Genomic DNA, 23,654 nt, shown 5'->3' on the forward strand with positions numbered 1-23,654 from the left:
TTGGAACACAGCGGACATGATGGTTTCCGCTGAACGGTTTGCATGACCGGGCCCTGCTCGAAGCGTGCCGACACAATTAGGCCGAGGCCCATGAGCACGACGACGCGCGCCGTTTACGTGGAACCCTTCTTTGCGAGGCGGCAGCGGCTCGACGTCTATGAGCACCTTCGTGTTCGCTCGTTGGGCGGGAACGATATGGCCGCTTGCCAAGTTCGCCGAGACCAGCCCGGCCTAGGTTTGACCTTGCCGCATGCGCGCAGCGAGACCTTTCTCGCTAGCATTTTTGTCGGGGCTGGAGCGACGGCGATCTTTGGTGCGATGAGCGGCATTTGAGACGGACAAGCACACCGTCGGGTGGTTTGGGGATTTTTGATCTAAGGCAATCGTGGGTGGCTGATCTCGCAGAGCCGTTTGCGGCGCTGCACGTTTATATGCCAATGCGAGCCATCAATGAACTCACCGACGAACTTCGCGTGCCGGCCATCGAGCAGCTAGTCTGTACGTTACAGCCTCCGCCGCGCGACGAGGTACTGCTTCATTTGGTCAGTGCTCTGCTACCCGCGATTTCAAAACCCTGGGAAGCGAATGCCCTGTTCGCAGATTACGTCTTCGTTGCGATCCGGATGCATCTCGCTCGAACCTATGGCGGCCTGAAAACGCCTTCAGAGAAGGCTACCAGAGGTTTAGCTCCATGGCGGGAAGGCGAACAAAGGAACTACTCTTGGACAGCATCCAGTCCGATCGGTCTCTGGCGGATTTGGCCGATGCATGCGGTTTGTCAGCAAGGCATTTTACGCGGGCGTTCAAGGCAACAACTGGGCAACCGCCCCATCGTTGGTTGTTGAAACGGCGCGTGGAGCTCGCCAAGGATCTTCTGGAGACAACGGATGAGAGTATCGCAATGATCGGACTTGCCTGCGGGTTCGCTGACCAGAGCCATCTGACCCGTGTTTTTCGAGCGAATGTAGGAACCACCCCGAGTGCCTGGCGACGTAAACGCCGGCACTAAACAGGGTGATTTTGTCCGCCACCACGACTCAGCGAGGTGGACTACTAGCTGTCGTTGCTATGGAGGCTGTCGGTCCGAGGTGGATGAGAGATTGTGTTGGGACATACCAACCCTTCTCCAGTAGTGGCGGATGCCTTCGGATGCAGCGGTCAACGATCACGGTCATTGCCATTGAAAGGGCGAAATTCGGCCTGTCGCATAAATTCTGTCCACACTTTGTGACTTGGAAGCCGGCAAAGGTCACCTGCGATAGTAAAAAAGCGGGGGTAAGCGGTGCAACTTTTGCCGATGCTGGGATTGGCTCTGCTTGGCGCCGGAGCAGGGGTTAGCGTGGTTGTTCAGCAAGTTCTTGTCGCAAGTCTCAGGGCCAGCCTGGGATCGGCGCCATGAGCAGCACTGATCAGCTATGTCGGCGGAACGCTGACGATGATCCTCGTCATCTTACTGATGCAAAAGTCTTGGACATTGACAAGCGGCGTCGCGAAAAGCTCGTGGCCTCGTTGGCGCCGGCGTGTTCGGGGTCATCTACATCGTTCTGGCGATTGTCCTGATACCGAAGCTAGGGCCGCGACCGTTGTGGCGCTGATCGTCGCCGGACAGTTGCTGGCGTACTTGGCATCGTTTGCTTGTTCGCTAACCCAGTGTCCGGTTTCGGGGGGAGCGTCACCGCTCTGGACGACCGACATGGAGCGAGCGCAAAGCTGCCATCCCCAACGCCGGTAATGAAGGTCTCGAATGGGTCAGTTCACGTCGATGCATGGGGGGCGCCTGAATGTCCGCTTCTCACATTCCAGGCCTCGAAGCCGCAAGTCCGCTTCCGGCCCCATCGTGTTCTCACCGAGCCACTGGCGCTGGTAGCGAGCCGCGAATGAAGGTATAGTTCAGGTATTGGATTACGGGTGGGCGGTAACCTGGACAATGGCTGGATTGCGTGAACAGATTGCGCGTGAGCAACGCACCATGGGACCGCTCCTGGTTGCGGCAGTGGTCGTCGGCCTTATAGGTCTGCCCGTCGCAGCCTGGCTCGACCTCCGAGATCTGTCGGAACGCATGCTGCGCACGCAAGCCAGCGAAATCAGCCGAATCATCGACGACATGCGCGGATTCTACGGCAGCGACGTCGTGGGACGGGTCCTGAAAGCAGACGGCGCCGTGACCGCGACGCACAATTACAGGGACGTGCCAGGTGCGATCCCTATCCCAGCAACCCTCTCAATCGAACTCGGCAAGCGCATCAGCGCTCACGACGGGTCCGTCAAATATCGCTTCGTCTCGGACCTACCTTTCAAAGGCCGCGAGCCCCACCAGCTAGACACATTCGAGCGCAACGCAATCTCTGCCTTTCGCGCCAATCCAAGTGAGCCCATCATCGAAGCCTCGGGTTCGCTGCTTGACCGGCACGTTCGCGCGGCGGCTCCCGTAGTAATGGGACAGGTCTGCGTCAACTGCCATAACTCGCACCCGGACAGCCCCAAGACAGACTGGAAGGTGGGGGATGTCCGAGGTATCCAGGAGATATCGGTCGCCCAGCCGATCGGGGCCAACGTCCTCTCTTTCAAGTATCTGCTTCTGTATTTCGGCTTCGCAGCTGCGGCGGGTCTAACGTTCATTTTCCTGCAGCGTCGGCAGTCCGCCTTGGTTCACGGCATGAACACGGAACTCGCCGAGGCAAACGACTTTCTCGCCGCAATTTCATTGAAGATCGCCAAATATCTCTCGCCTCAAATTTATAAAAGCATCTTCAGCGGCCAAAAGGACGTGACTATCGCGACCGAGCGCAAGAAGCTCACAATCTTTTTCTCAGATATCAAAGATTTCACCGCGATCGCGGAACGGCTCCAGCCTGAGGACCTCACGGCACTCCTCAACGAGTACTTCACCGAGATGTCAATGATCGCGCTCAAGCACGAGGCTACGGTCGACAAGTTCATCGGCGACGCACTTCTTGTGTTCTTCGGAGACCCCGAGACAAAGGGTGTCGAGGAGGACGCGAGGGCCTGCTTGCGCATGGCTGTCGACATGCAGCGCCGGCTAGAGCAGCTGAACAGGTTGTGGCGTGATCGAGGAATTGAGCAGCCGTTCCGAGCTCGCATGGGCATCAACACGGGCTATTGCAATGTCGGCAACTTCGGCTCCGATGATCGCATGGACTACACGATCATCGGGGCCGAAGCGAACCTAGCGGCCCGCCTGCAATCGATTGCCGAACCTGGCGGCATCTGCCTTAGCTATGAGACCTATGCGCTCGTGCGCGACCTTGTCCGAGCGCGTCCGTTGGCGCCGATCGCCATGAAGGGGATCAGTCGGGAGGTTGTCCCCTATGAAGTCGAGGGCCTCCTTGGTGAACTGGCACAGCGCCCTCAGGTCATCAGCGAGCACGCGACTGGCCTCGACCTGTTCCTCGATGTCGAAGCGATCGACGAGAACGGGGTCGAACGGGCAAAGAAACGTCTTTCGGAGGCGCTCCTGGCCTTAACCGCCCGAAGCAAGCCCGCTACTTTTTAGCAGGGTCCTTGAACGTCCGGTTCTGCCGCTACAGAGCCGTTTCGGAAACGCACCCTCGACCCGAAGCAGACTCCCGTAGTGGAGCCATGGATGACCGCTTCGCGCCCCATGTCGGCCGTAGAGTGCGACTTTGCCACTGCCCATAAGCAGACATCGGCGGGGAACACGCTGCAGGCCGCGGTTGCGCCAATTGGCGGCGTTTTGCGGGGTTCTCACCGAATGTCAGGCCTTCGACACACGAACTCGCGTGTTATCGCGATGCCTTTGTGATATGTTTCCTGCCCCACCGAAGCGAGGCCAAATGGCTGCGGAGGGAGCCCAATGAATATCGCAGTTTGGCTCAGAGGTTTAGGCCTGGAGCAGTACATTTTGGCTTTCGACGAAAACGCGATTGATGCCGAAATACTGCCGCGCCTCACCGCCGAGGACTTGAAAGAAATCGGGGTTGCCGCGCTTGCCCACCGCAAGCGCATCCTGGAGGCAATTGCCGCGATGCAAGGCGAGCCGGCGTTAGAGCCGGCGAAACCAGCTTCAGCCTCACCAATCCGAACGTCGGCTTCGGTTGACCGCTCCGGCGAACCTGGACGGCCTCGCGAGGCAGAACGGCGTCAATTGACGGTCATGTTCGTGGATCTCGTCGGTTCTACCGCGCTTGCGACGCGGCTTGACCCTGAGGAGATGCGCGACCTCTTAAGGAAGTTTCAGAATACTGTCGCTGGCGAAGTCGTTCGCTACGAGGGGCACGTCGCCAAGCTTATGGGCGACGGAGTATTGGCCTATTTCGGTTGGCCGCAGGCACACGAGGACGAGGCCGAGCGCGCTGTTCGCGCGGCGCTTGCGGTGGTCGCTGCCGTAGCCGACTTGTCTTTGGATGACGGGCAGCAACTTTCGGTCCGGGTCGGCATTGCAACTGGCGTCGTAGTCGTGGGCGACCTGATTGGTGTAGGTGCCGCGCAAGAGAATGCAGTCGTGGGCGAGACCCCTAATCTTGCAGCTCGGCTCCAAACTTTGGCCGAGCCGGGAACGGTAGTCATCTCGGAGCTTACCTATAGACTTATCGGAAAGCTGTTCGAGGTGACCAGAATCCGGCCGCAGCGGTTGCCAGGCTTCGACGCGCCCGTAAACGCATTCAAGGTGATTGGAGAGGGACGCGCCGAGAGTCGTTTCGAAGCACTTCACGCAGCCGAAGCTGCGCCGCTTACAGGGCGGGAACATGATATCGCCCTGCTCCTCGATCGGTGGCGGCTTGCCGCTTCCCGGGAAGGCCAAGTTGTCGAGCTATTCGGCGAGGCTGGCATAGGCAAGTCCCGCATTCTGCAAGAACTGCTGGAGCGCCTAAAAGACGAGGCACACACGCGACTGCGGTATTACTGCTCGCCTTATCACCTCGAAACCGCCCTCTATCCTGTGACGGATCAGTTGCTCCGGGCCGGGAACATCAAGCGGACGGACCCGCCCGAGCGTCAGCTTGATTTTCTTGAGCAACTGCTCGCCGGTTCGACAAAGAACCCCAATGAGGCGATACCACTAATCGCGGCATTGCTGTCGATCCCGACCGAGGGACGCTATCCCAAGCTCGACCTGATGGCGCAAAAACAGAAGTCTCGCACATTCGAGGTGCTGATCGAGCAGCTGGAGGCACTGGCCCGCAGCAAGCCGGTCCTGATGCAGCTTGAGGATGCGCATTATCTTGATCCGATGTCCGCCGAGCTCTTCGACCAAATCGCGGGCCGGATTCAACACTTGCCTATAATGCTGATTGCAACTTCGCGACCGGAAGGCGCAGTGCGCTGGGCTGGTCTTCCGCACGCGACTTTTTTGACCCTGAATCGGCTCAGCCGTTCCCAAGCGGCCTCTATCATTGCAGCGATGACGGGGGGCAAGCAGTTGCCAGCAACAGTGCTGGATCAGGTTCTGTCGAAGACCGAGGGCGTGCCGCTTTTCGTGGAAGAGTTGACGAAGGTGGTGCTTGAATCGGGCCTGCTTGAAGAGCGTGACGGCGAACTCGTGCTGGCGGGCCCACTGCCTCCGTTTGCCGTCCCGGCCACTCTGCACGACTCGCTGATGGCCCGGCTCGATCGGTTGGCTTCGGTCCGGGAGGTCGCGCAGATCGGGGCAGTGATCGGTCGCGAGTTCAAGCACGAGTTGCTTGCCGCAGCCGCTGGACTTCCTGATTTTGAGCTTGAGCGGGCAACGAACGAGCTAGTAGCGGCCGGCCTTGTTTTCCGCCGCGGCAGTAACAGCCAAGTAACTTACGTCTTCAAGCATGCGCTCGTGCGGGATGCGGCCTACAGCAGCCTCCTGCACAGCCGCCGCCAGCAGCTTCATGCCCGGATTGCGTCCATTCTCGAGGAACGCTTCCCCGAAATCGTAACCACAGAGCCCGAACTGCTTGCCCACCACTTTGGTCAGGCGGGCCTTGTGAAAAAGGCTGTCGAGTACAATGAACTCGCTGGTCGTCGGGCGCTTTCTCGCTCTGTCCTGACTGAAGCGCTCGCCAGATTCGACAACGCCCTAACCGGGCTTTCGGCGATGCCACCATCCGAAGAGCGTTCACGGCGCGAACTTGCAACTCAGTTGGCGCTCGGCAGTACCCACGTTGCTGCGCACGGCTTCGCCGCACCTTCGACAGCGACCGCTTATGGTCGCGCGCGAGAGCTCTGTGAAGAGCTGAGCGATACACGTCAGCTCTTTCCGGTTCTTTACGGTCTATGTCTTTACCACCTCTATGCTGCCGAGTTGGCGGAGGCCCGCAGCGCAGCGGACCGCCTGCTTGAATTGGCGGAAGCGAGCAACGACTGTGGACTGTCGTTCTTTGCTCATCGGGCAGCTGGGGTCAGCGCGCTGCCTGCCGGCGAATTCGCCCGCGCCCGGGCACATCTCGAGCAGGCCTTGGCTCTCTACGATCCCCAGGAGCACAGAACGCCGGCGTTTGTTTACGCCTTCGACCCACGGGTCGTGTGCCTGGACTATCTCGCCCGCACATTGCTGCCGCTTGGGTTTCCTGATCAGGCTCTGGCGGCCAACAACGAGGCGGTTGCTGAAGCGCATCGTGTGGGTCATCGCAACAGCCTTGCTCTGCCATTATTCTTCGGCGGCGTCATTCGCCAGATCCTTGGCGATCGCGAAAGTGTCCGGGAATGCTGCGCAGAGTTGACCCGCATTGCCAGCGAAGCTGGATTCCGCTTTTGGCTTGCCGGCGCCACAATCTTGAGTGCTTGGACACTCGCTGAGGCGGGCGATGCCGATCGGGGTCGCCTGGAACTCCAACGAGGCCTTGTAGAGTGGCGTGCGACCGGCGCGGAATTCATGGTTCCTTATTTCATCGCTCTTCAGGCGCAGATCGAGGTCAGAGCCGGCGACCACAATGTTGCACTCCGTTTGCTTGAAGAAGCACATGCCAGGATCGAACGCACCGATGAACGATGGTTTGCAGCCGAGGTGCTACGCCTACAGGGCGAGGTGCTCCTGCAATCGGGGGAAGACGGAGTTGCACTCGCCGAAAATCGCCTTTCTGACGCGTTGGCGATTGCCCAGGCCCAGGGCGCGCGATTCTGGGAGCTGCGTGCTGCACTGAGCCTCGCGCGGGCCGACTGTCCCATTTCTGGTGCTCGCGAGCGGCTCGCACTCATCATTTCCGGGTTTACCGAGGGACAAACGTTGCCTGACCTGCAAGCCGCACGAGCACTCGCAACACCGGCTGAAAGCCTTCGGGCGGCCAATTAATAGAAATTGGCGACAGACAAAGGAGGAACGCCATGGCACAACCGACCGAGAATATCCGCGACGTGCTTCAGAAGGCGAATGATGGCTGGAATTCGGCCTTCAATAGCGGCAATGCTGACGCAGTCGCCGCTCATTACACACCCGACGCGGTTGTATTGCCGTCCACCCATGCCTTCATAAGGGGGACGAGCGCTATCAAAGACTTCTGGAAGGAATTGATCTCGGCTGGTGTGGGGAACCATGGCATCGAACTGGTAGATGCAGTGGCCGCCGGTGACATTGCCTACGCGACCGGGAAATGGTCGGCCGAAGGCGGCGAAACGCAGCGCTACGAAGGATCCATAGTCACAATCTTCCGACGCGAAACTGATGGATCTTGGAGAGTATGCCTCCACACTTGGAACTGATGCGCCGCTTCCTGGGGTTTACGAATGGACGATCTCGCCGACCGAGGCGGCAAGGATCCGTGGCATATTCACCTGCCGGACCACCAGCCGTTCTCGTTCGCCGGCCTTTGAGCGCATAACAAGAAACTCGGCATCACCAACTGCACGATCATCACGGCGCCGGCAGTCGAACCGGTGAGCCAGATCCACTTGCACAGGAGCGCCCGCGATACCCATCAACGCTCCGTCTTTCTGCAACTTAGCGTCGTGCGCGTGGGCTGCATCTCGAACGGCCACTGCGGGTCGTATCCCTCACGGTCTCCATATCCAATCGTCACGAATTTTTGCACAGTCGTTCCCTTCAGGTTCTTGGTGAACCGCGGAGCCTTGCTCGCAAGGCATGCATCTTGGTGGCATGAAGCGCAACTCAGATCGGCACTCTCCGGGCGGCCTTCACTTGGCCCTGAGAGAGCTGCCACCCGTCTTTGCAGCTTGCGACGACGCGTTTGAAACAGAGTTACCAATTGGGTTTCAGCAGCGTCCGCGGTAGCGAATGGCCGATTTTCCCATCCTCGATCTGAAACCGGACCGACTGGATTCGGCCCCCAAGCTGCCGGCCGGCAAGCGGTCCAAGCGAGCCGTAGAGTAGTCGGACTGCATCGCGCCCGAAATCGGACATTGAGATCAGCATTGCCCCTTCCTGAAAGCCGACATCCCAAGAAGGGTCGTGGTTGCGCCACTACCGGTCATTCGCAGCGCGCCTCGTTAGCTGACCTTCAGCCACCGGCCGGAGTCGACCCCCTTTTGCGGACACTGGTTGTCATCCGGACGGACATCACCGCGTCCATCTTGCCCACCTGGACCGGGGCCTGAGCTTGGCGGCATGGCGGAGTTGCTCCCAATTGATCGCATTTTCGACTATCCGGCCATCTTGGCATTCCGTCGAACGCGTTCATCGACGCACCCATTTTCCTTCGTTCACGCGTGAGATGTGCGATCGATTTCATTTCGGAGCCGGCCATGCTTATTTTCCTTGGCTACTGGAACTTTCAGTGAGAGCGCATGTTGGTTTCCCAGCTATGGGAGAGAAACCATGAACAAGGATGAAGTGAAGCGCTCTGCGAAAAGCGGCGAAGTGAAGGCAAAGCCTGGCAAACCGGCTGGTGACAAGAAAATGAGTGCCGGCGGAACTGCCGGCAAGCTTGACGAAAGCACCAAGAAGGGCCTTGGGAAGACCGAGGACAAGATCAAGGATCGTCTCAAGGGTTGATCAGACGTCAGGGCCGCAACCGTATCGCGGCCCTGCTGCCTAGACCCTTACATTCGGATCGTTGACGGTCACCGACCGCAGCACCTACACAGCCTGTTCTCACCCGCATCAGTGACTTCAGGCTTGTCGGTCATTTACCGCTTGCCAAGTTCACGGAACTCGCGACCTTGTTCGGCGGCGATGCCGGTTTCCCGCACCAAGCCTTGGATATGCATTAAGGTCGGACTTAGAGCGCTAAACAACTCTGCCGGTTGGGACGTCAACGGTCGATTCTGCACAACCGATCTGTCTGAAACTGCCGTTTAGAACTTCACCTGGCGGCATCGATTTCGCGACCTCTTCCGGTCGCGACGTGCAACTCTACCAACCTCCGGCGACAGTGAAAATCGTCTCCTGTGCGGCTACTGAAGAGGCGATTCTTCAAAACGGAACATCCCTACATTGTCGCAGTTTACATTAGTGTAAGGTAAACAAGAGAACCGGGCCATGGGGCCGAACCCTGCTGCTTTTCTCTCCTTCGCTCAGGCGGGGGCGCAGGAATGGCAGCAGTTCGGCATCGAAAGGTTTGGGTTTGTTTTCGACGTGCCGCCCGAGTTCGAACTGTTGCATCGTTCAAAGGACGGCGATGGCACGGCCTTCCAATCCCCCGACGGAGCCCTCCTCGCCGTCTGGGGCACCGACGTCGCCGAAAGCGATTTCCTGCCTCAGGTCAAGAAACAGATCAGTCAGGACGAAAAAGAAGGCTGGAAATTCATCTATCGGCGGCTGACGCGTGAATGGGCATGTTACTCGGGGATCAAAGACGACCAGATCCGATATGTCAGAGGCATAACGGTTGCGGCGATCGCGCCGCCATGTTTCTGATGGACTACAGCATGGAGCAAAAAGTTGCCTACGATCCGGTCGTCACCCGGATGGTTCGCTCGCTCAAGCCAGAAGATTGCTGACGGCTGGTCCGCACAATCCTTGGAACTTCGAGGGCACGGACCCGTTTTTGCTCCATACCGACGGGAAGGAGCAAATCATGACAAACCAGGACCCCGACATTCGTGAGACCCACGATCTTATCGCCAGCGACATGGTCGTCGGCACCAACGTCTATGACATCCAGGGAAATCACATCGGGCAGGTCGAAAGGCTGATCCTCGAGAAGAGGGGCGGCAGGGTATCCTATGCCGTTCTCAGCTTTGGTGGTTTTCTTGGAATTGGCGACGACTACTATCCGCTGCCGTGGCAGAAGCTCGACTATGACGAGAGCCTTGCAGGCTTCCGCATTGACATCACGAAGGAGCAAGTTGAAGGCGCTCCGCGCTATGCTCGCGACCAGGATTTCGACTGGAATGCCGAGAGTGGCCGCCGCGTTTACGACTACTACGGCGTCCGACCGTATTGGGTGTAGCGAAGCCTCTATGGCGCGTTCGTTCCGGCAAGGCGAGTTGGACCGACGGGCCCTTCGCAGAGACCAAGGAGCATCTGGGTGGCTTCCTGTTCATCGAGCGAAGAACCTTGCGGAGGCGATGGAGATCGCGGAGCGGGACTCGCTCGCTCGGATGGGGGCGATCGAGGTGCGCGAGACCGCCGGTTTTTTAGCTTCGAAATGCCCCGGCTACTTCCACCAGCCGCAAACGTCCGCTTCCGTGACGCCAATAGGCGGCCGGAATGGCCGATTCGGTCATGCGCGCTGGTTGGGCCCGAATGTCCGGTTTCTGAAAGTAAAATCGGTCCCGGAAGGTCCGGTCAGGGTCAGGTCACGACGATGCCCACACCAACCTGAATGTCCGATCTTGAATATTCGCAGCCCAAAGCTGCCAGTCCGCTGTCGGCCCATAGCAGTCGGTCCGCAATGCGCCTCATGTCGGCCGTTGAGGTGATCTCTACTGTTGCCCAATAGCAGACGTTGCCGGAGACTATCCTGGAAATCGTGCTTGCGGACATTCCGGCCGTTCAGCTTCAGTCGACGGCCAAAGGAGGCTTTTCCCGACGGCGGAATGACAATGCGCGCGGCCATACGGCCGCGCGCTTCAGTTGTCGGGGGTCCGACTGATCAGATCGCCTGACCACCCGAAACCTCGATCCGCTGTGCCGTAACCCAACGGTTATCCTCGCCCAGAAGGCTTGCCACCATTGGCCCGATGTCATCGGGCAGCCCTACGCGGCCAAGCGCGGTCATCCCTGCGAACTGCGCGTTGACTTCGGCATTGTCGCGCACCAGCCCGCCACCGAAATCGGTCTCGATCGCTCCGGGCGCGACCGTGTTCACTGTGATCCCGCGTGCACCCAATTCTTTCGCCATATAGACGGTCAAGATTTCGACCGCCCCCTTGGCGGCCGCATAGGCCGAGAAGCCCGGATAGGACACGCGGGTCAGGCCCGAAGAAAAGTTCACGGTCCGCCCGCCATCTGCGATGAGCGGCAGAAGCGCCTGAACGAGGAAGAAGACGCCCTTCACATGGACGTCGAACAGACCGTCGAACTGCGCCTCGGTCGTATCGCCGATCATGGCGAATTCGCCGTGGCCGGCATTGTTGATCAGGTAATCGAAGCTGTCGCGGCCCCAGGTCTCTTTCAGCGCCGCGCGCAGGGTCTCGGCAAAGGCCGCGAAGCTGGCGACCACGCCGAGATCGAGCTGCAGAGCAACCGCCTTACGGTCCAGGGCTTCAATCTCGGCCACAACCTCGCGGGCCTGAGATGCGTTGCCGCGATAGGTGACGATAACGTCGCGGCCATGCCGCGCGATGCTGACAGCGATGTTGCGGCCGAGGCCGCGGTTGGCGCCGGTGACGAGTGCGATCTTGGTCATGCGGGAAGTCCTTTCATCCGAAGTGATGGGGATAACATGCGGCAAGAGCGTCTCCAGTTGTTGCCGATTCCTCGCGTAGTCTTGCCTGTTCCTGCAAATCTGGATCGGCCTTGCCATACAGGATTTGCCAGAATGTTCGGATTTCTTGCCTGATCCTTCTTCAGGTCTTGCCTGAAGCGCCACCACCCTTCATCTTGCTCATATGAGCCGAACGCTTCTCGACCTTGTGCGCAGCTTTGCCGACACTCATGCCGACCGTTTCGGGGCAGCGTCGACGCCTATTCCCGGCCTGACCGCGATCCGCGCCACGGAGCCCGGCGAATTGCAGGTGGCTGTCAATCGGCCGCTGGTGGCCATGCTGTTACAAGGTGCCAAGCGGGTCACGATAGGGGCCGAGACATTGGAATTCGGTCCGGGCGAGTCGCTGCTGATCTCGGCCGATGTGCCCACGGTCAGCCAGATCACGCAGGCAACCCTCGGCACGCCCTACTATTCGCTGGCGCTGGAACTCGACCCCGTCCTTATGCGGGAACTCGCGGTCGAGATAGCGGCGGTCCCGGGCGATCCGCGCAAGCCTGTCCGAGTGGAGCCGACCGACGCAGATGTCGCCGATGTGGCGCGGCGTCTGATGCGGCTTCTGGACCGTCCCTTTGCCCTCCCGGTCCTGCAAGGGCCGTTGCTGCGCGAGATTCATTTCTGGCTTCTGGCGGGACAGCACGGATCGGCCCTCCGCAGCCTCGGCGGGGCCGATGGCCATGCACAACGCATCGCCCGTGCGGTCGCCATGATCCGCGAAAGCTATGCACGGCCGATCCGCATCGAGGAACTGGCCGAGGCCGCGGGGATGAGCACCTCGTCCTTCCACCAGCATTTCCGCCAGACCACCACGCTGTCTCCCTTGCAATTCCAGAAGCAGTTGCGCCTGATCGAGGCTCGGCGCCAGATGCTGGCCGATGGCACGAGCGTGAGTTCGGCGGCATATGCGGTGGGCTATGAGAGCGTGCCTCAGTTCACCCGCGAATATGGCCGTCTGTTCGGCAAACCACCGGCCCGCGACATACGGCGGGCACAGATGGCTGCGTAGTCTGACTCTGCTTCAGAAGAAAGCGAGAGTCCGCTGTGGGTCACATCCAGACCACCCTTTGAGCGCTGCGTACGTCCGCTTCTGCACCTCGATGGCCGAAAACTGACAGTCCGCAGTCGGCCCCCAAGCCCTTTCTTGGATACCCGTTTCCCTCTCGGCCGATGATAGCCGGAAGGAGATACACGATTGGACATTCTCAATATGATCCTGTGCTGCAGGAGCGACGGGCTTGGAATGCTGGGAAGAAGGTTGGCGCGAAACGAGCGCTGAAGCCTCGGCAGATATGGACGATCCGGTTTTTCTTGGATCGGGAGGCCCGATTGCGCGATCGAGCGTTGTTCGACCTCGCGATCGACAGCAAGTTGCGCGGCTGCGATCTCGTGAAAATCAAGATCGGCACCCTAGTGGTCGGTCACGAGATTCGGACGCGTGCGATGGTGGTGCAGCAGAAGACGGGCCGGCCGGTTCAGTTTGAGCTGATGGCTGACGCGCGGTCGAGCCTGCTTGCTTGGCTGGAAAGGCGAGGCGGAAGCGTCGACGATTATGCCTTCCCGAGCAGAATTGACCATTCGGCCCACATCAGTAGGAGGCAGTATGCCCGTCTGGTCGATGAATGGGTCGGAGCGATCGGTCTGCGTCCCGAGGAATACGGCACGCATTCGCTTCGCCGCACCAAGGCATCGATCATCTACAAGGCTACCGGCAATCTCCGAGCGGTGCAGATACTCCTTGGTCACACCAAGATCGAAAACACCGTAAGATATCTTGGAGTGGACATGGAAGACGCGCTCGCTCTTGCAGAGGGGAACTGAGATCTGACCGCAGGACGGCGGCCACTGGCTCTGCTACCGGGCTGCCGCTCGTAATCTTGGCAGCAACTTGTCACCCCAACGTCGCCTTGCCGCTCACGCCAAATTCTGTCGAGCGGCAGGGCGACGATGTCGGACATTGAGATCAGCATTGCCGCTTCCTGAAAGCCGACATCCCAAGAACCTCGCTGAGGGTCGTGGTTGCGCCATTTCTTGACATTCCGAGCGCTTCTGCGAACCGGACCTTCGCGCCAAGCCCCGGAATCGATCCCTTGCGGATTTTCCCTCGAAGAAGCCGAAAGACAAGCCCTCGTCGCAAGTCAGCGGGGGAAAGAACAGTTCCTAATCCGACATTGTCGCCACCTCAACCAATATTGGCAATTTGCAGCGCATCGACACGGAGAGTCTTGCTGCGTCGTGTAAAATGGCTGCGTTGCTTCCGCTGCTTCGTGGGGACGGGGGCGCCCGGTTCCGTTGACCGGCCTGCGATTGGTCTGCAGCGCGATCAACTTGGCAATCGCGCCCAGCGCCCCGTGATCCGTATCATCGAACCGGAGGTGGTGCAGATGACACGGTTTGTCCCTAATTTTCAGGACACGAAGCGCCCGCGATCGGCAGTGGTACCAATGACGTATTCGGGCTATGCTTAACGCTGTGTCTGGGACCATTCCGATGAAGGAACTGGGTGTGCCGGGCTCGCTCATCGAGCTCGAGCAGAAGGTTGCGCTCCTCACCCAGGAGTTGGACGAGACTCGCGAGCAACAGGCAGCCGCTGCCGACGTCCTGAGGGTGATCAGCCGTTCGGCTTTTGACCTCGACGCGGTGCTCACTGCTTTGACGCAGACGGCCATCCGCCTGTGTGAGGCATCGCGCGGCGTCATATGGCTGAGCCGCAACGGGCAGCTATTCTTAGCAGCGCACGTCAATTATCCGGACGAATGGGTCGCCTATGTGCGAGCCAATCCGATCACGCCCGCAGCGGACGCAGTTACCACCTCGGGCCGTGCCGCGTTTGCTGGCGAGGTGTTCAACATTGAGGATGTGCAGAGCGACTCGCGCTGCAGCTCGCTTGCTGGCCATAAGCTCGCCGACTATGGTGCCGCGCTCGCAGTCCCGCTGAAGCGAGATGGCGAGGTGGTCGGTGTGATTTCGCTGTCGCGAACCGAAGCGCGACTCTTCAGCGACCGCCAGATTGCGGTCGTGCAGACATTCGCCGACCAGGCCGTTATCGCTATGGAGAACGTACGTCTCGTCACCAGCCTCGACGCCAGGAACCGCGAGGCGGCCGAAGCGTTCAGACAGCAGACCGCCACCGCCGATGTGCTCAGGGTCATCAGCAGGTCAGCATTCGACCTCCAGACCGTTCTCGATACCTTGACAGAGTCTGCAGCCCGTCTCTGTCAAGCGGACATGTCCGGCATCTGCCGTAGCGAAGGCCCCGGCTTCTACTATGCCAGCAGCTTCGGATTTCCGCCCGACTGGCTCGTCTACAACAAGGACCGTCGGCTCGACACGGGGCGTGGCTCGATTGTCGGCCGTGTGCTCCTCGACGGGGCCCTGGTGCAGGTCGCCGACGTACTCGCCGATCCGGATTATACCTATTTCGAACCGCAGGCGAAGGCCGGCTACCGAACACTGCTCGGCGTCCCCTTGATGCGCGAAGGCAAGGCGATCGGCGTGCTGGTGCTCGCCCGCCGGACGGTAGCGCCCTTCACCGACAAGCAGATCGAGCTCCTCGGAACCTTCGCAGACCAGGCCGTCATCGCCATCGAAAATGTGCGCCTGTTCGAAGAGGTCGAGGCACGCACGCGCGATCTCGGCGAAGCGCTTGAGCAGCAGACTGCGACCAGCGAGGTGCTGGGCGTCATCGCCGCTTCACCCACCGACATCCAACCCGTCCTGAAGACGGTCGTGGAAAACGCGGCAAGGCTCTGCGCGGCCTATGACGCCGCGGTTCTGCTGAAGGAGCAGGATTCGCTGGTCATCGCCGCGCATTTCGGCCCGATCCCGATCGACTTTACGAAATTTCCACTCAGACGCGATTGGGTGGCCGGTCGGTCGGTTGTCGATGCCAGGACTATCCAGGTGCCCGATCTCATGTCGGCAGGCGACGAGTTCGCGGCGGGGCGCGCAATGGCTGAGCGGCTCGGCCATCGCACCATACTGGGGACTCCCCTTCTGCGCGACGGAGAGGCCATCGGAACGATCCTGCTGCGCCGGACCGAGGTCGCACCCTTTACTGCGAAGCAGGTCAACCTGGTCGAAACCTTCGCCGACCAGGCTGTCATTGCTATCCAGAACGTCAGGCTATTCGAAGAGGTGCAGGCGCGGAACCGTGCGCTAACAGCGTCGCTGGAGCAGCAGACGGCGACCAACGACATTCTCAGCGTCATCTCGAGTTCGCCGACCGACGTACAACCAGTGTTCGACATGATCGCCGAGGCGTCGGCGCGGCTGTGCGAAGCGGAGTTTTCAGCAGTCTTTAGATACGACGGCGCGCTCATCCATTTCGTGGCTCAACATGGGCTCTCTCCGGCTGGTTATCAGGCGATGAGCGGCGCCTATCCCCTTTCGCCTGGCCGCTCTGGGGCTACGGCCCGCGCGGTACTGAGTGGCAATGTCGAGCAGATACCCGACGTGTATGAGGATCCCGACTACGCGCTTGGCGATGTGGTGACGGCTGTCACCGCTCGCAGCATCGCCGCAGTGCCTATGTTGAAGAACGGCCAAGCGATCGGCGCGATTGCGGTTGCGGGATCGGAGCCAGGACTCTTTCCGGCCCAGCAGATTGCGCTCCTGCAAACCTTCGCAGATCAGGCGGTCATCGCTGTCGAAAACGTGCGCCTGTTTGACGAGGTGCAGGCGCGCACCGCCGAGCTCGGCGAAACCCTGCGGCAGCAGACCGCAATCGCCGACGTGCTGAAGGTCATCAGTCGCTCGACCTTTGACCTCCAGGCGGTGCTTGGCGCTCTTGCCGCGACGGCTACGCGCGTATGCGAAGCCGATATGGGCTCTATCATGCGCCGCGATGGCGAAACCTATCAATTTGCCGCGAATGCAGGATTCCCGCAGGAACTGGTGGACTATGCGAAAGAAAACCCTCTGACGATCGGCCAAGGCAGCGCCACTTCGCGTGCGGTGCTGGACCGGCACACCGTGCACCTGCCGGACGTGCTCGCCGACCCCAGCTACACCTTGACCGACTTTCAGAGCCTCGGCGGCTACCGCTCGTTGCTCGCCGTGCCGCTGGTCCGTGAGGGATCGGCAGTAGGCGTCTTCATCCTGACCCGCTCGACTGTGCGGCCGTTCACTGAAAAGCAGATCGAACTCGTTGAAACGTTTGCCGATCAGGCCGTTATCGCTATCGAGAACGTGCGCCTGTTCGAGGAAGTGCAGAAGCGCACCAGCGAATTGTCGAGCTCCCTGGAGGAACTTCGGGCCGCTCAGGATCGGCTTATCCAAACCGAGAAGCTCGCTTCGCTTGGCCAGCTCACCGCGGGCATCGCGCATGAGATCAAGAACCCGCTCAACTTCGTCAACAATTTCTCTGCCGTCTCCCTGGAACTTGTCGAAGAGCTGCGGCAAGCGCTGGACAGTGCCCCTTTGGACGGACCAATTCGCAAAGAGGTCGACGAACTGACTGGACTGCTCAAGGGCGACCTCGAAAAGATCGTGCAGCACGGCAGGCGAGCCGACTCGATCGTCAAGAACATGCTGCTCCATTCGCGACAAGGATCCGGAGAGCACCGGCCGACCAGCATCAACGCCATCGTCGAGGAGAGCCTCAATCTCGCTTATCATGGGGCCCGCGCCGAACGGAGGGATTTCAACATCACAGTCGAGAAGTCCCTCGATCCCGACGCCGGCGATGTCGACTTATATCCTCAGGAGATCACGCGCGTGCTGCTCAACCTGATCTCCAATAGCTTTCATGCGACAACGCATCGCGGCCAGGGCGATGGCAACGCCTATTCGCCGGTGCTGTGCGCCTCGACGAAGAGCCTTGGCGACAAGGTCGAGATCAGGCTGCGCGACAACGGCACTGGCATCCCGCCGGAGGTGGTCGAGAAGATGTTCAACCCGTTCTTTACCACGAAACCAGCTGGCGAAGGGACTGGGCTCGGCCTGTCGCTCAGCCACGACATCATCGTGAAACAGCACGCGGGCACGCTCGAAGTGGACACAAAGCCGGGCGAGTTCACCGAGTTCCGCATCCTGTTGCCACGCGGCGCTGCATCGGTCGGCAAGAAGGCAGCCGCCCAATGAACCCGCTCATACTGGTGGTCGACGACGAACCAGACGTCGAGGTCCTGTTCCGCCAGCGATTCCGCCGGGACCTGCGTTCTGGCCGCTTCGCTATGGAATTCGCGCTCTCTGCACACGCGGCTCTTCGCGTGATCGGGGAGGTGGAGGGCACGACGTTGATCCTTATTCTCTCCGACATCAACATGGCTGGCATGAGCGGGCTCGAATTCTTACCGAAGGCGAGAGAGGCCCGTCCCGATGTACCGGTGATCATGATCACCGCCTATGGCGACTCCGAGACCAGGCGTACTGCGATGGAGGAAGGCGCCGCGGCGTTTCTGACCAAGCCGATCGACTTCTCCGCTTTGCGAGCGGAAATCGAAACCAGGCTACGGTGGGTCGCGTGACTGCGCACATCCTGGTGGTCGACGACGAGCCGGACCTGGAGGATCTGGTCAGGCAGAAATTCCGCTGTCATATCCGCGACGGCGCGATCAGCTTCATGTTCGCCCGCGATGGTGTGGAGGCCCTGGCGATACTCGATGGAAACCACGACATAGACATGGTGGTGAGCGACATCAACATGCCGCGCATGGACGGCCTTTCGCTCCTGCAACGGCTGCAAGAGGCCGAGGCTCAGCTGTCGACCATCATCGTCTCGGCGTACGGCGACATGACCAACATCCGCACGGCGATGAACCGCGGCGCCTTCGACTTTCTCACCAAACCGATCGACTTTCCCGACCTTGAGGCTACGATCGCCAAGACGCTGCGCCACATCGAGATCCTGCGCGAAGCGCGGCGCCGTCAGGCCGCCGCCGAGCGGGCGCATGCGGCTTTGTCGCGCTACTTCTCTCCTAACCTTGCGGAGCGGCTCGCGGGCGCGCAAGACAGCATCGATCTCGCTGGGCAGCGGCGCGATGTGGCGGCGCTGTTCACCGACATTGCCGACTTCACGATGCTGGCCGAAACGATCGAGCCGAGCGTGCTCGGTGACCTGCTCAACGACTATCTCGCTGGCATGAGCGACATTGTCTTTGGGCATGAGGGGACGTTAGCCAAGATCGTCGGTGACGCGCTTCACGTATTGTTCGGTGCGCCCGGCGACCAGCCGGATCATGCGGTACGCGCGATCGCGTGCGCGCTCGACCTCGACGCCTTCTCTCAAGCCTTCCGGGAGACCTGGCACCAACGCGGCATCGCGCTCGGCGTGACACGCATCGGCGTCAATGCAGGGCCTGCAATCGTCGGCAATTTCGGCCGCGGACGTTTCTTCGACTACACCGCCTACGGCGACTCCATCAACATAGCGGCGCGGCTGGAGGCGGCAAACAAGCAGCTCGGCACGCGCATCTGCGTCAGCGAGGCTGCCGCCAAGCAAGTGCCCGATTTTCGCGGCTTGCCGGTCGGAGACCTGGTGCTGAGGGGTAGGTCCGAACCGCTGCGGGCCTTCGAGCCACTCAGGCGGGAGCAATACGACGAGCCAGCAACGGCCGCCTATCTACAGGCATTTGCGAAGCTGGAAACTGGCGATCCGGGCGCGCTTGCCGCGTTCGCCGCTGAAGTCGGACAGTGGCCTGAAGATCATTTGGCCAGTTTCCATCTCAGACGCCTCTTGAACGGCGCGGTGGGCGCCAGGATTTCGATCGATTGAGGCGCCCCGCTTGAAGGTTGGGGGAAGGAAAGGCGGACCCCAACATGCTCCCACGTGATCACCTACGTCTTCGTGCGGCGACGCTATCGTTACGGAGATGTCCGAACGCGTCCTATCGGGCTCGCGGGACGCTATCAGCCGAATCAACGACGACTGCTCGTTGATCTCAGAGCCGATCATAAGAATCTCCGTTTCTGGTCATGGGCGCTGCTTGCGGTGAAAGTCGGCTTTCGGGCGACGAAGTCGGCCGATGAAGGGCAGCTCAGGGTCAGGTCACGACGATGCCCACACCAACTTGAATGTCCGCTGTTGAATATTCGCAGCCCGAAGCTGCCAGTCCGCTGCCCGCCCCGCCCCAGTCATCAGCGTGCCGCACAGCGGTCGTGCTGTTCCTTCGAAGCAGTGGCTGCAGGAGGTTCAATACCGGACCTCGCCCGGTCAGGTGCTCATACGAGGCCGGCTTTGCGAAGGCCATCCACGATCAGCTCGAAATCGTTGGGATCCTTGTAGGGCAATACTTTGCGGCGATGTTCCAGTGAATATTGGGGGTTGACGCGAAACACTTCCTGCCACTCGCGACGGGCTTCTTCGAACCGACCCAGATGGCCGTAGCTCGCCGCCAGGAGCACGCGTGAGACGTCGGTGGAAGGGTTACGAACAAGTCGCCGCCTCAGGATCCCAATTGCCTCTTCGTACCTGCGCAACTGGAACATCGCTTGCGCCTGGAAGTGAAGGTACACGTCCGGATAATACGGGTTCAAGGCCATTGCCCTGTCGAAACACCGGAGTGCGTCCTCAGGCTTGCCGGAATAATGCAGTGCGTAACCGAGATTTTCGTGCCCCTCGGCAAGATTTGGCGCAAGAGCGATCAAGCGTTTAGCCGAGCAGATGGCCGCCTCATGCCGTCGCGAATACAATTCGACGATGCCCAGCGCCCAATGTGCGTAAGGATATCGATCGTCGAGCGCCACTGCCCGTGCCGCGAACATTTCCGCTTGTGCCATTGCGTTCGACCACGACGAGCTCCACTGGTTTGCATAGTCCAGTATGTTTGCGAACGCGAGGAACGCGTAGGCGGGAGCGAATTTCGGGTCGAATTCGACGGCGCGCTGCAACAGCTCCCGGCCCTTGATGTTTTCCGCTTTCGTGAACCGCCATAGCTGCTCTCGGCCATGAAGAAAGCAGTCATATGCGTCCAGGTTGCCGGTTTGCTCGGTCGCGAGCCGCTGCTGGTCGCCCTTTGTCAGGTTGAGCGCCAGCGCGTCGACAATTTGCTGCGTAACGTCGTCCTGTACGGCAAAGATATCGGTCAGGTTGCGATCGAAGCGCTCCGCCCACAGATGTCCGCCTGTGGTCGCGTCAATAAGCTGCGCGGTGATACGTACCCTGTTGCCGGATTTGCGGACGCTGCCCTCCAGCACGTAATGCACGCCGAGGTTCCGGCCCACCTTCTGAACGTTCACGTTCCTGCCCTTGAAAGTGAAGGACGAATTGCGAGCGATCACAAACAGCTGCGACAGCTTTGAGAGAGCTGTGATGATGTCTTCGGAGATTCCGTCGGCGAAATATTCCTGCTCGGCATCACCGCTCATGTTGGCGAAGGGCAGCACGGCGATCGATAACTGAGGCGGTGCCGCTGTGGAAAGCAGAGCTTCCGAAAGTTCGTGGGTCACAGGCGCCTTTGCGTGAGCCGCGGTGCCGACTCGGAGTGAATAAACCCGGATCGGTTCGGCAATATTCTTGAGCTGGGTGTCGCCGAGATCACTGACCGAAACGTCTAGTCTCGTCTTGACTTGCCGATAGGCGTCTTCGGACAGGCAGATGGTGCCCGGGGCCGCGACACCCTCCAGACGCGAGGCGATGTTGACGCCGTCGCCCATCAGGTCGCCGTCGCTTTCTTCGACCACGTCGCCCAAATGTATCCCAATCCGAAACTCGATGCGGCGGTCCTCGGGCACGCCGGCGTTGCGCTCGACCATGCCATTCTGCACTTCTATGGCGCAGCGCACGGCGTCTACCACACTGCGGAATTCAACCAACGCACCATCGCCTGTGCGCTTGACCATACGACCGTTGTACACGGCGATGGTCGGGTCGATCAGGTCGCTTCGAAGTGCCCGCAACCGGGCCAACGTACGATCTTCATCCGTGCTCGCCAGCCGGCTGTACCCGACCACATCAGCGGCAAGGATCGCGGCTAGCTTGCGGCTCTCGCTCACGGGCCAATCTCCTCGTATCCACAATAACACGAAGAGGCAGGGAAACATGAAAGTTCGCTGCCCCCAGAGCGGTATCCTGCACTCGCTAGAATTCTACACCCCACGCCGAAGTAAGGGGTCATCCGGCGCTGCTGCCTGGCAAGGGACGGCACGCCCCTCAATGCCACTTGAAATACTGCACCTCGCGTTCGTGCTTCTGCGCAGCCTCGCGGCTGTCAAACGTCCCGAGATCGCGGCGCTTGCCGGTCTTTTCGTCCTTCTTGCGCGAATAGAGGCGGTATTTTCCGTCTTTGAGTTTTCTGATCATCTGTCACTCCCCGAGCCGCTGCTTCCCCTTGAGGTTGCGCGCGGCTTGCTCGATCGCCGCCCGGTCGTTGCCCAGCCTGTCGATCAGTTCCTGCGCCTGTTCGCCCGATATGCCGGTGCGCATAGCCAGGGCCTCCACCGTCAAGACGTCGGAGCTCGCGACCTCGCGGGTTTCCGGCAGGGCATCGCCTGCCGTCAGCGGCAGGGCTGCCTCCCTGTCGATCTCGGCCTCGGCCCGGTGCCAGTGCCGCTCGGGATCGCCGTGGATCCCGCCTTCGCGTTCCCAGATCTGGTATGCGCGCTCACGGATCTTGTCTTCCCGGTCGTCGCTCATGCTGATTCCTCCTGTGGATATTCGGATGAACGCCGCGCCAACACGAACGATCCAAGAAATCTGCGTGATCGGCGGTCGCACAGGCGCCATGCACTGCGGCCGCCAGTTCGCCGCTCAGCACCCACCTACTCGCACTGCCGGCGCGGGCCGCCGGAATAGGGCTGGTAGGTGTTGTCTTCCGGCCGATAGGAGCGGTAGCGGCTGAAGCAATATTGCACGTGGTCGGGCGGAAGCCAGGCGCCGCCGGTTTCATCCGCCGGAACATCGCCATCCATCGACCACGTGTCGGTCGCCTCGACATAGCTGGCGCCATCGTCGGCAGGCTGTGCGGCGCGGTCGGCCGCACCGGCATCGAGATAGGGCGAGATGCAGGGACGCTGCTCCCCGCTGTAGGAGATGTAGTGGTCGTCGCTTGGCCTGTAGGAGCGGTAGCGGCTCGCGCACCATTCCACATGGGCGGCGGGCATGGCCTGCTGCTCGTCGGTTGCCGGCGTTGCCGGCTTGATGGAGGCGGTGGTGTCGGGCGCCGAAGCTGCGGCATCGGCAGGTTTCGCGGTGCGATCAACTGGGGCCTGATCAAATGGGGCCTGATCAGCCGGGACTTCTGCAACCTCTGGGACCGCTGGGAGCTCTGCGACTTCTGCGACCTCTGGAACCGCGCGGGCGGGAAGGCGCTCAAGCTGCTGCGAAGCGGGGTTGACCTTCCGCGGCTCCCTCGGCCACAGTTCGGCAACGCTGGAAGTCGGAGCGACCGGCCGCACCGGCTCGGCGGAGAGAATCCACAGGGCGAAAGCCAATCCGCTGGCGAAAACCGCCAGCGTCAGCACGAAGCCGCCAAGTACCGCCGATAAAGCTTTCACCTTGCGCACCTTTGCCCCGTCATCTGTTAATGCGAGGCACTGGATCCGGTTCCAACTAGCGCGGCGTGCCAGGCAACTCGGACAGGCGCGGCTCGTGTGCGGGGGCGCAGTCGACCCGGGGCGGACACGGTTTTGTGGTGAATGTTGCGGATGTCGCCGAGGCTGGCTCCTCTCGCAGAACCTGGGTTCCTCGCCCCCACGAACGTGGGGGAGAGGTGGCTCGGCGAAGCCGAGACGGAGAGGGGGAATTTGCGCAGGCTTGCGCCATAAGGCCTTCATCCAGGGAGAGGTTTCCGTGTTTCGAAAGGCCCCTCTCCGGGCGCGTGGCGGCCCCCACACCCCCCCCTGGGGGGGGGGGGGACCCCCGGTGGGGGAGGGGGGGCCCCCCCGGCGCCATCCCGAACCATAAACCCAAAAACCGGTCCGCCCCCGGGCGGCGGCGCCCCC

The 23,654-nt window shown here is 60.7% G+C and carries 20 protein-coding genes and 1 pseudogene; 15 read left to right on the plus strand and 6 right to left on the minus strand.

Going from position 1 to position 23,654, the window contains the following annotated elements:
• The first annotated feature begins 90 nt into the window (after positions 1-90).
• The 6 genes from AC0L28_RS24470 to AC0L28_RS24495 all read left to right on the plus strand — a co-directional run bounded on the left by AC0L28_RS24470 (position 91) and on the right by AC0L28_RS24495 (position 7,647).
• Positions 91-333 carry a hypothetical protein gene (locus AC0L28_RS24470; RefSeq protein WP_473480780.1) on the plus strand — a complete coding sequence of 81 codons (243 nt, stop codon included), beginning with the start codon at positions 91-93 and terminating at the stop codon, positions 331-333.
• A 56-nt stretch (positions 334-389) separates the two neighbouring features.
• The gene (locus AC0L28_RS24475) at positions 390-845 is read left to right on the plus strand and encodes a hypothetical protein (protein ID WP_473480931.1); all 456 of its coding nucleotides are present in this window, start codon (positions 390-392) and stop codon (positions 843-845) included.
• Complete coding sequence (locus AC0L28_RS24480) at positions 776-1,009, plus strand: helix-turn-helix domain-containing protein (protein WP_473480923.1); 234 nt, start codon at positions 776-778, stop codon at positions 1,007-1,009. The genes AC0L28_RS24475 and AC0L28_RS24480 overlap by 70 nt, the downstream gene beginning before the upstream one ends.
• A 918-nt stretch (positions 1,010-1,927) precedes the next feature.
• On the plus strand, positions 1,928-3,514 hold the full coding sequence (locus tag AC0L28_RS24485; protein ID WP_023798997.1) for an adenylate/guanylate cyclase domain-containing protein: 1,587 nt from the start codon (positions 1,928-1,930) through the stop codon (positions 3,512-3,514).
• A gap of 321 nt (positions 3,515-3,835) precedes the next feature.
• The gene (locus AC0L28_RS24490) at positions 3,836-7,240 is read left to right on the plus strand and encodes an adenylate/guanylate cyclase domain-containing protein (protein ID WP_473480783.1); all 3,405 of its coding nucleotides are present in this window, start codon (positions 3,836-3,838) and stop codon (positions 7,238-7,240) included.
• A gap of 32 nt (positions 7,241-7,272) precedes the next feature.
• Positions 7,273-7,647 carry a YybH family protein gene (locus tag AC0L28_RS24495; protein ID WP_128172978.1) on the plus strand — a complete coding sequence of 125 codons (375 nt, stop codon included), beginning with the start codon at positions 7,273-7,275 and terminating at the stop codon, positions 7,645-7,647.
• An 18-nt stretch (positions 7,648-7,665) separates the two neighbouring features.
• On the opposite strand, the gene AC0L28_RS24500 is transcribed toward AC0L28_RS24495, so the two are convergent.
• Positions 7,666-7,863 (minus strand): hypothetical protein, encoded by a 198-nt coding sequence (locus AC0L28_RS24500; protein ID WP_473480786.1) that lies wholly within the window; start codon positions 7,861-7,863, stop codon positions 7,666-7,668.
• Between the two features lie 856 nt (positions 7,864-8,719).
• On the opposite strand from AC0L28_RS24500, the gene AC0L28_RS24505 reads away from it, so the two are divergent.
• From AC0L28_RS24505 to AC0L28_RS24520, 4 genes and pseudogenes are all read left to right on the plus strand, one after another.
• Positions 8,720-8,896, plus strand: coding sequence for a hypothetical protein (locus AC0L28_RS24505; RefSeq protein WP_023799002.1), 177 nt, complete (start codon positions 8,720-8,722; stop codon positions 8,894-8,896).
• 486 nt (positions 8,897-9,382) lie between these two features.
• Positions 9,383-9,760, plus strand: a complete 378-nt coding sequence (locus tag AC0L28_RS24510) for a hypothetical protein (protein ID WP_473480789.1) — start codon at positions 9,383-9,385, stop codon at positions 9,758-9,760.
• A 160-nt stretch (positions 9,761-9,920) separates the two neighbouring features.
• Positions 9,921-10,295 carry a PRC-barrel domain-containing protein gene (locus AC0L28_RS24515; RefSeq protein WP_023799003.1) on the plus strand — a complete coding sequence of 125 codons (375 nt, stop codon included), beginning with the start codon at positions 9,921-9,923 and terminating at the stop codon, positions 10,293-10,295.
• Between the two features lie 14 nt (positions 10,296-10,309).
• Positions 10,310-10,482, plus strand: a pseudogene (locus AC0L28_RS24520) (YciI family protein); the annotation flags it as partial.
• A gap of 458 nt (positions 10,483-10,940) precedes the next feature.
• Here the strand turns inward: AC0L28_RS24520 and AC0L28_RS24525 are convergent.
• A complete protein-coding gene (locus tag AC0L28_RS24525) occupies positions 10,941-11,696 on the minus strand; it encodes an SDR family NAD(P)-dependent oxidoreductase (RefSeq protein WP_473480792.1) in 756 nt (251 codons plus the stop codon).
• 202 nt (positions 11,697-11,898) lie between these two features.
• On the opposite strand from AC0L28_RS24525, the gene AC0L28_RS24530 reads away from it, so the two are divergent.
• From AC0L28_RS24530 to AC0L28_RS24550, 5 genes are all read left to right on the plus strand, one after another.
• Positions 11,899-12,780, plus strand: a complete 882-nt coding sequence (locus AC0L28_RS24530; RefSeq protein WP_023799005.1) for an AraC family transcriptional regulator — start codon at positions 11,899-11,901, stop codon at positions 12,778-12,780.
• A 185-nt stretch (positions 12,781-12,965) separates the two neighbouring features.
• Complete coding sequence (locus AC0L28_RS24535) at positions 12,966-13,592, plus strand: tyrosine-type recombinase/integrase (RefSeq protein WP_473480925.1); 627 nt, start codon at positions 12,966-12,968, stop codon at positions 13,590-13,592.
• A gap of 669 nt (positions 13,593-14,261) precedes the next feature.
• Complete coding sequence (locus AC0L28_RS24540; RefSeq protein WP_023799006.1) at positions 14,262-17,855, plus strand: GAF domain-containing protein; 3,594 nt, start codon at positions 14,262-14,264, stop codon at positions 17,853-17,855.
• The gene (locus AC0L28_RS24545) at positions 17,852-18,241 is read left to right on the plus strand and encodes a response regulator (protein WP_287174933.1); all 390 of its coding nucleotides are present in this window, start codon (positions 17,852-17,854) and stop codon (positions 18,239-18,241) included. Before AC0L28_RS24540 ends, AC0L28_RS24545 begins: the two co-directional genes overlap by 4 nt.
• A complete protein-coding gene (locus AC0L28_RS24550; protein WP_023799008.1) occupies positions 18,238-19,488 on the plus strand; it encodes an adenylate/guanylate cyclase domain-containing protein in 1,251 nt (416 codons plus the stop codon). Before AC0L28_RS24545 ends, AC0L28_RS24550 begins: the two co-directional genes overlap by 4 nt.
• 446 nt (positions 19,489-19,934) lie before the next feature.
• Here the strand turns inward: AC0L28_RS24550 and AC0L28_RS24555 are convergent, their stop codons facing one another.
• The 4 genes from AC0L28_RS24555 to AC0L28_RS24570 form a co-directional block, all read right to left on the minus strand.
• Positions 19,935-21,707, minus strand: a complete 1,773-nt coding sequence (locus AC0L28_RS24555) for an adenylate/guanylate cyclase domain-containing protein (RefSeq protein ID WP_287174939.1) — start codon at positions 21,705-21,707, stop codon at positions 19,935-19,937.
• Positions 21,708-21,864: 157 nt separating this feature from the next.
• Positions 21,865-22,014 (minus strand): hypothetical protein, encoded by a 150-nt coding sequence (locus AC0L28_RS24560; RefSeq protein ID WP_473480796.1) that lies wholly within the window; start codon positions 22,012-22,014, stop codon positions 21,865-21,867.
• 3 nt (positions 22,015-22,017) lie between these two features.
• Positions 22,018-22,347: a DUF2934 domain-containing protein gene (locus AC0L28_RS24565; RefSeq protein ID WP_128170354.1), complete on the minus strand. Its 330-nt coding sequence runs from the start codon at positions 22,345-22,347 to the stop codon at positions 22,018-22,020.
• A gap of 125 nt (positions 22,348-22,472) precedes the next feature.
• Positions 22,473-23,207: a BA14K family protein gene (locus AC0L28_RS24570; protein ID WP_287174941.1), complete on the minus strand. Its 735-nt coding sequence runs from the start codon at positions 23,205-23,207 to the stop codon at positions 22,473-22,475.
• Positions 23,208-23,654: the final 447 nt, after the last annotated feature.

The sequence above is a fragment of the Mesorhizobium sp. WSM4847 genome, assembly GCF_055811335.1.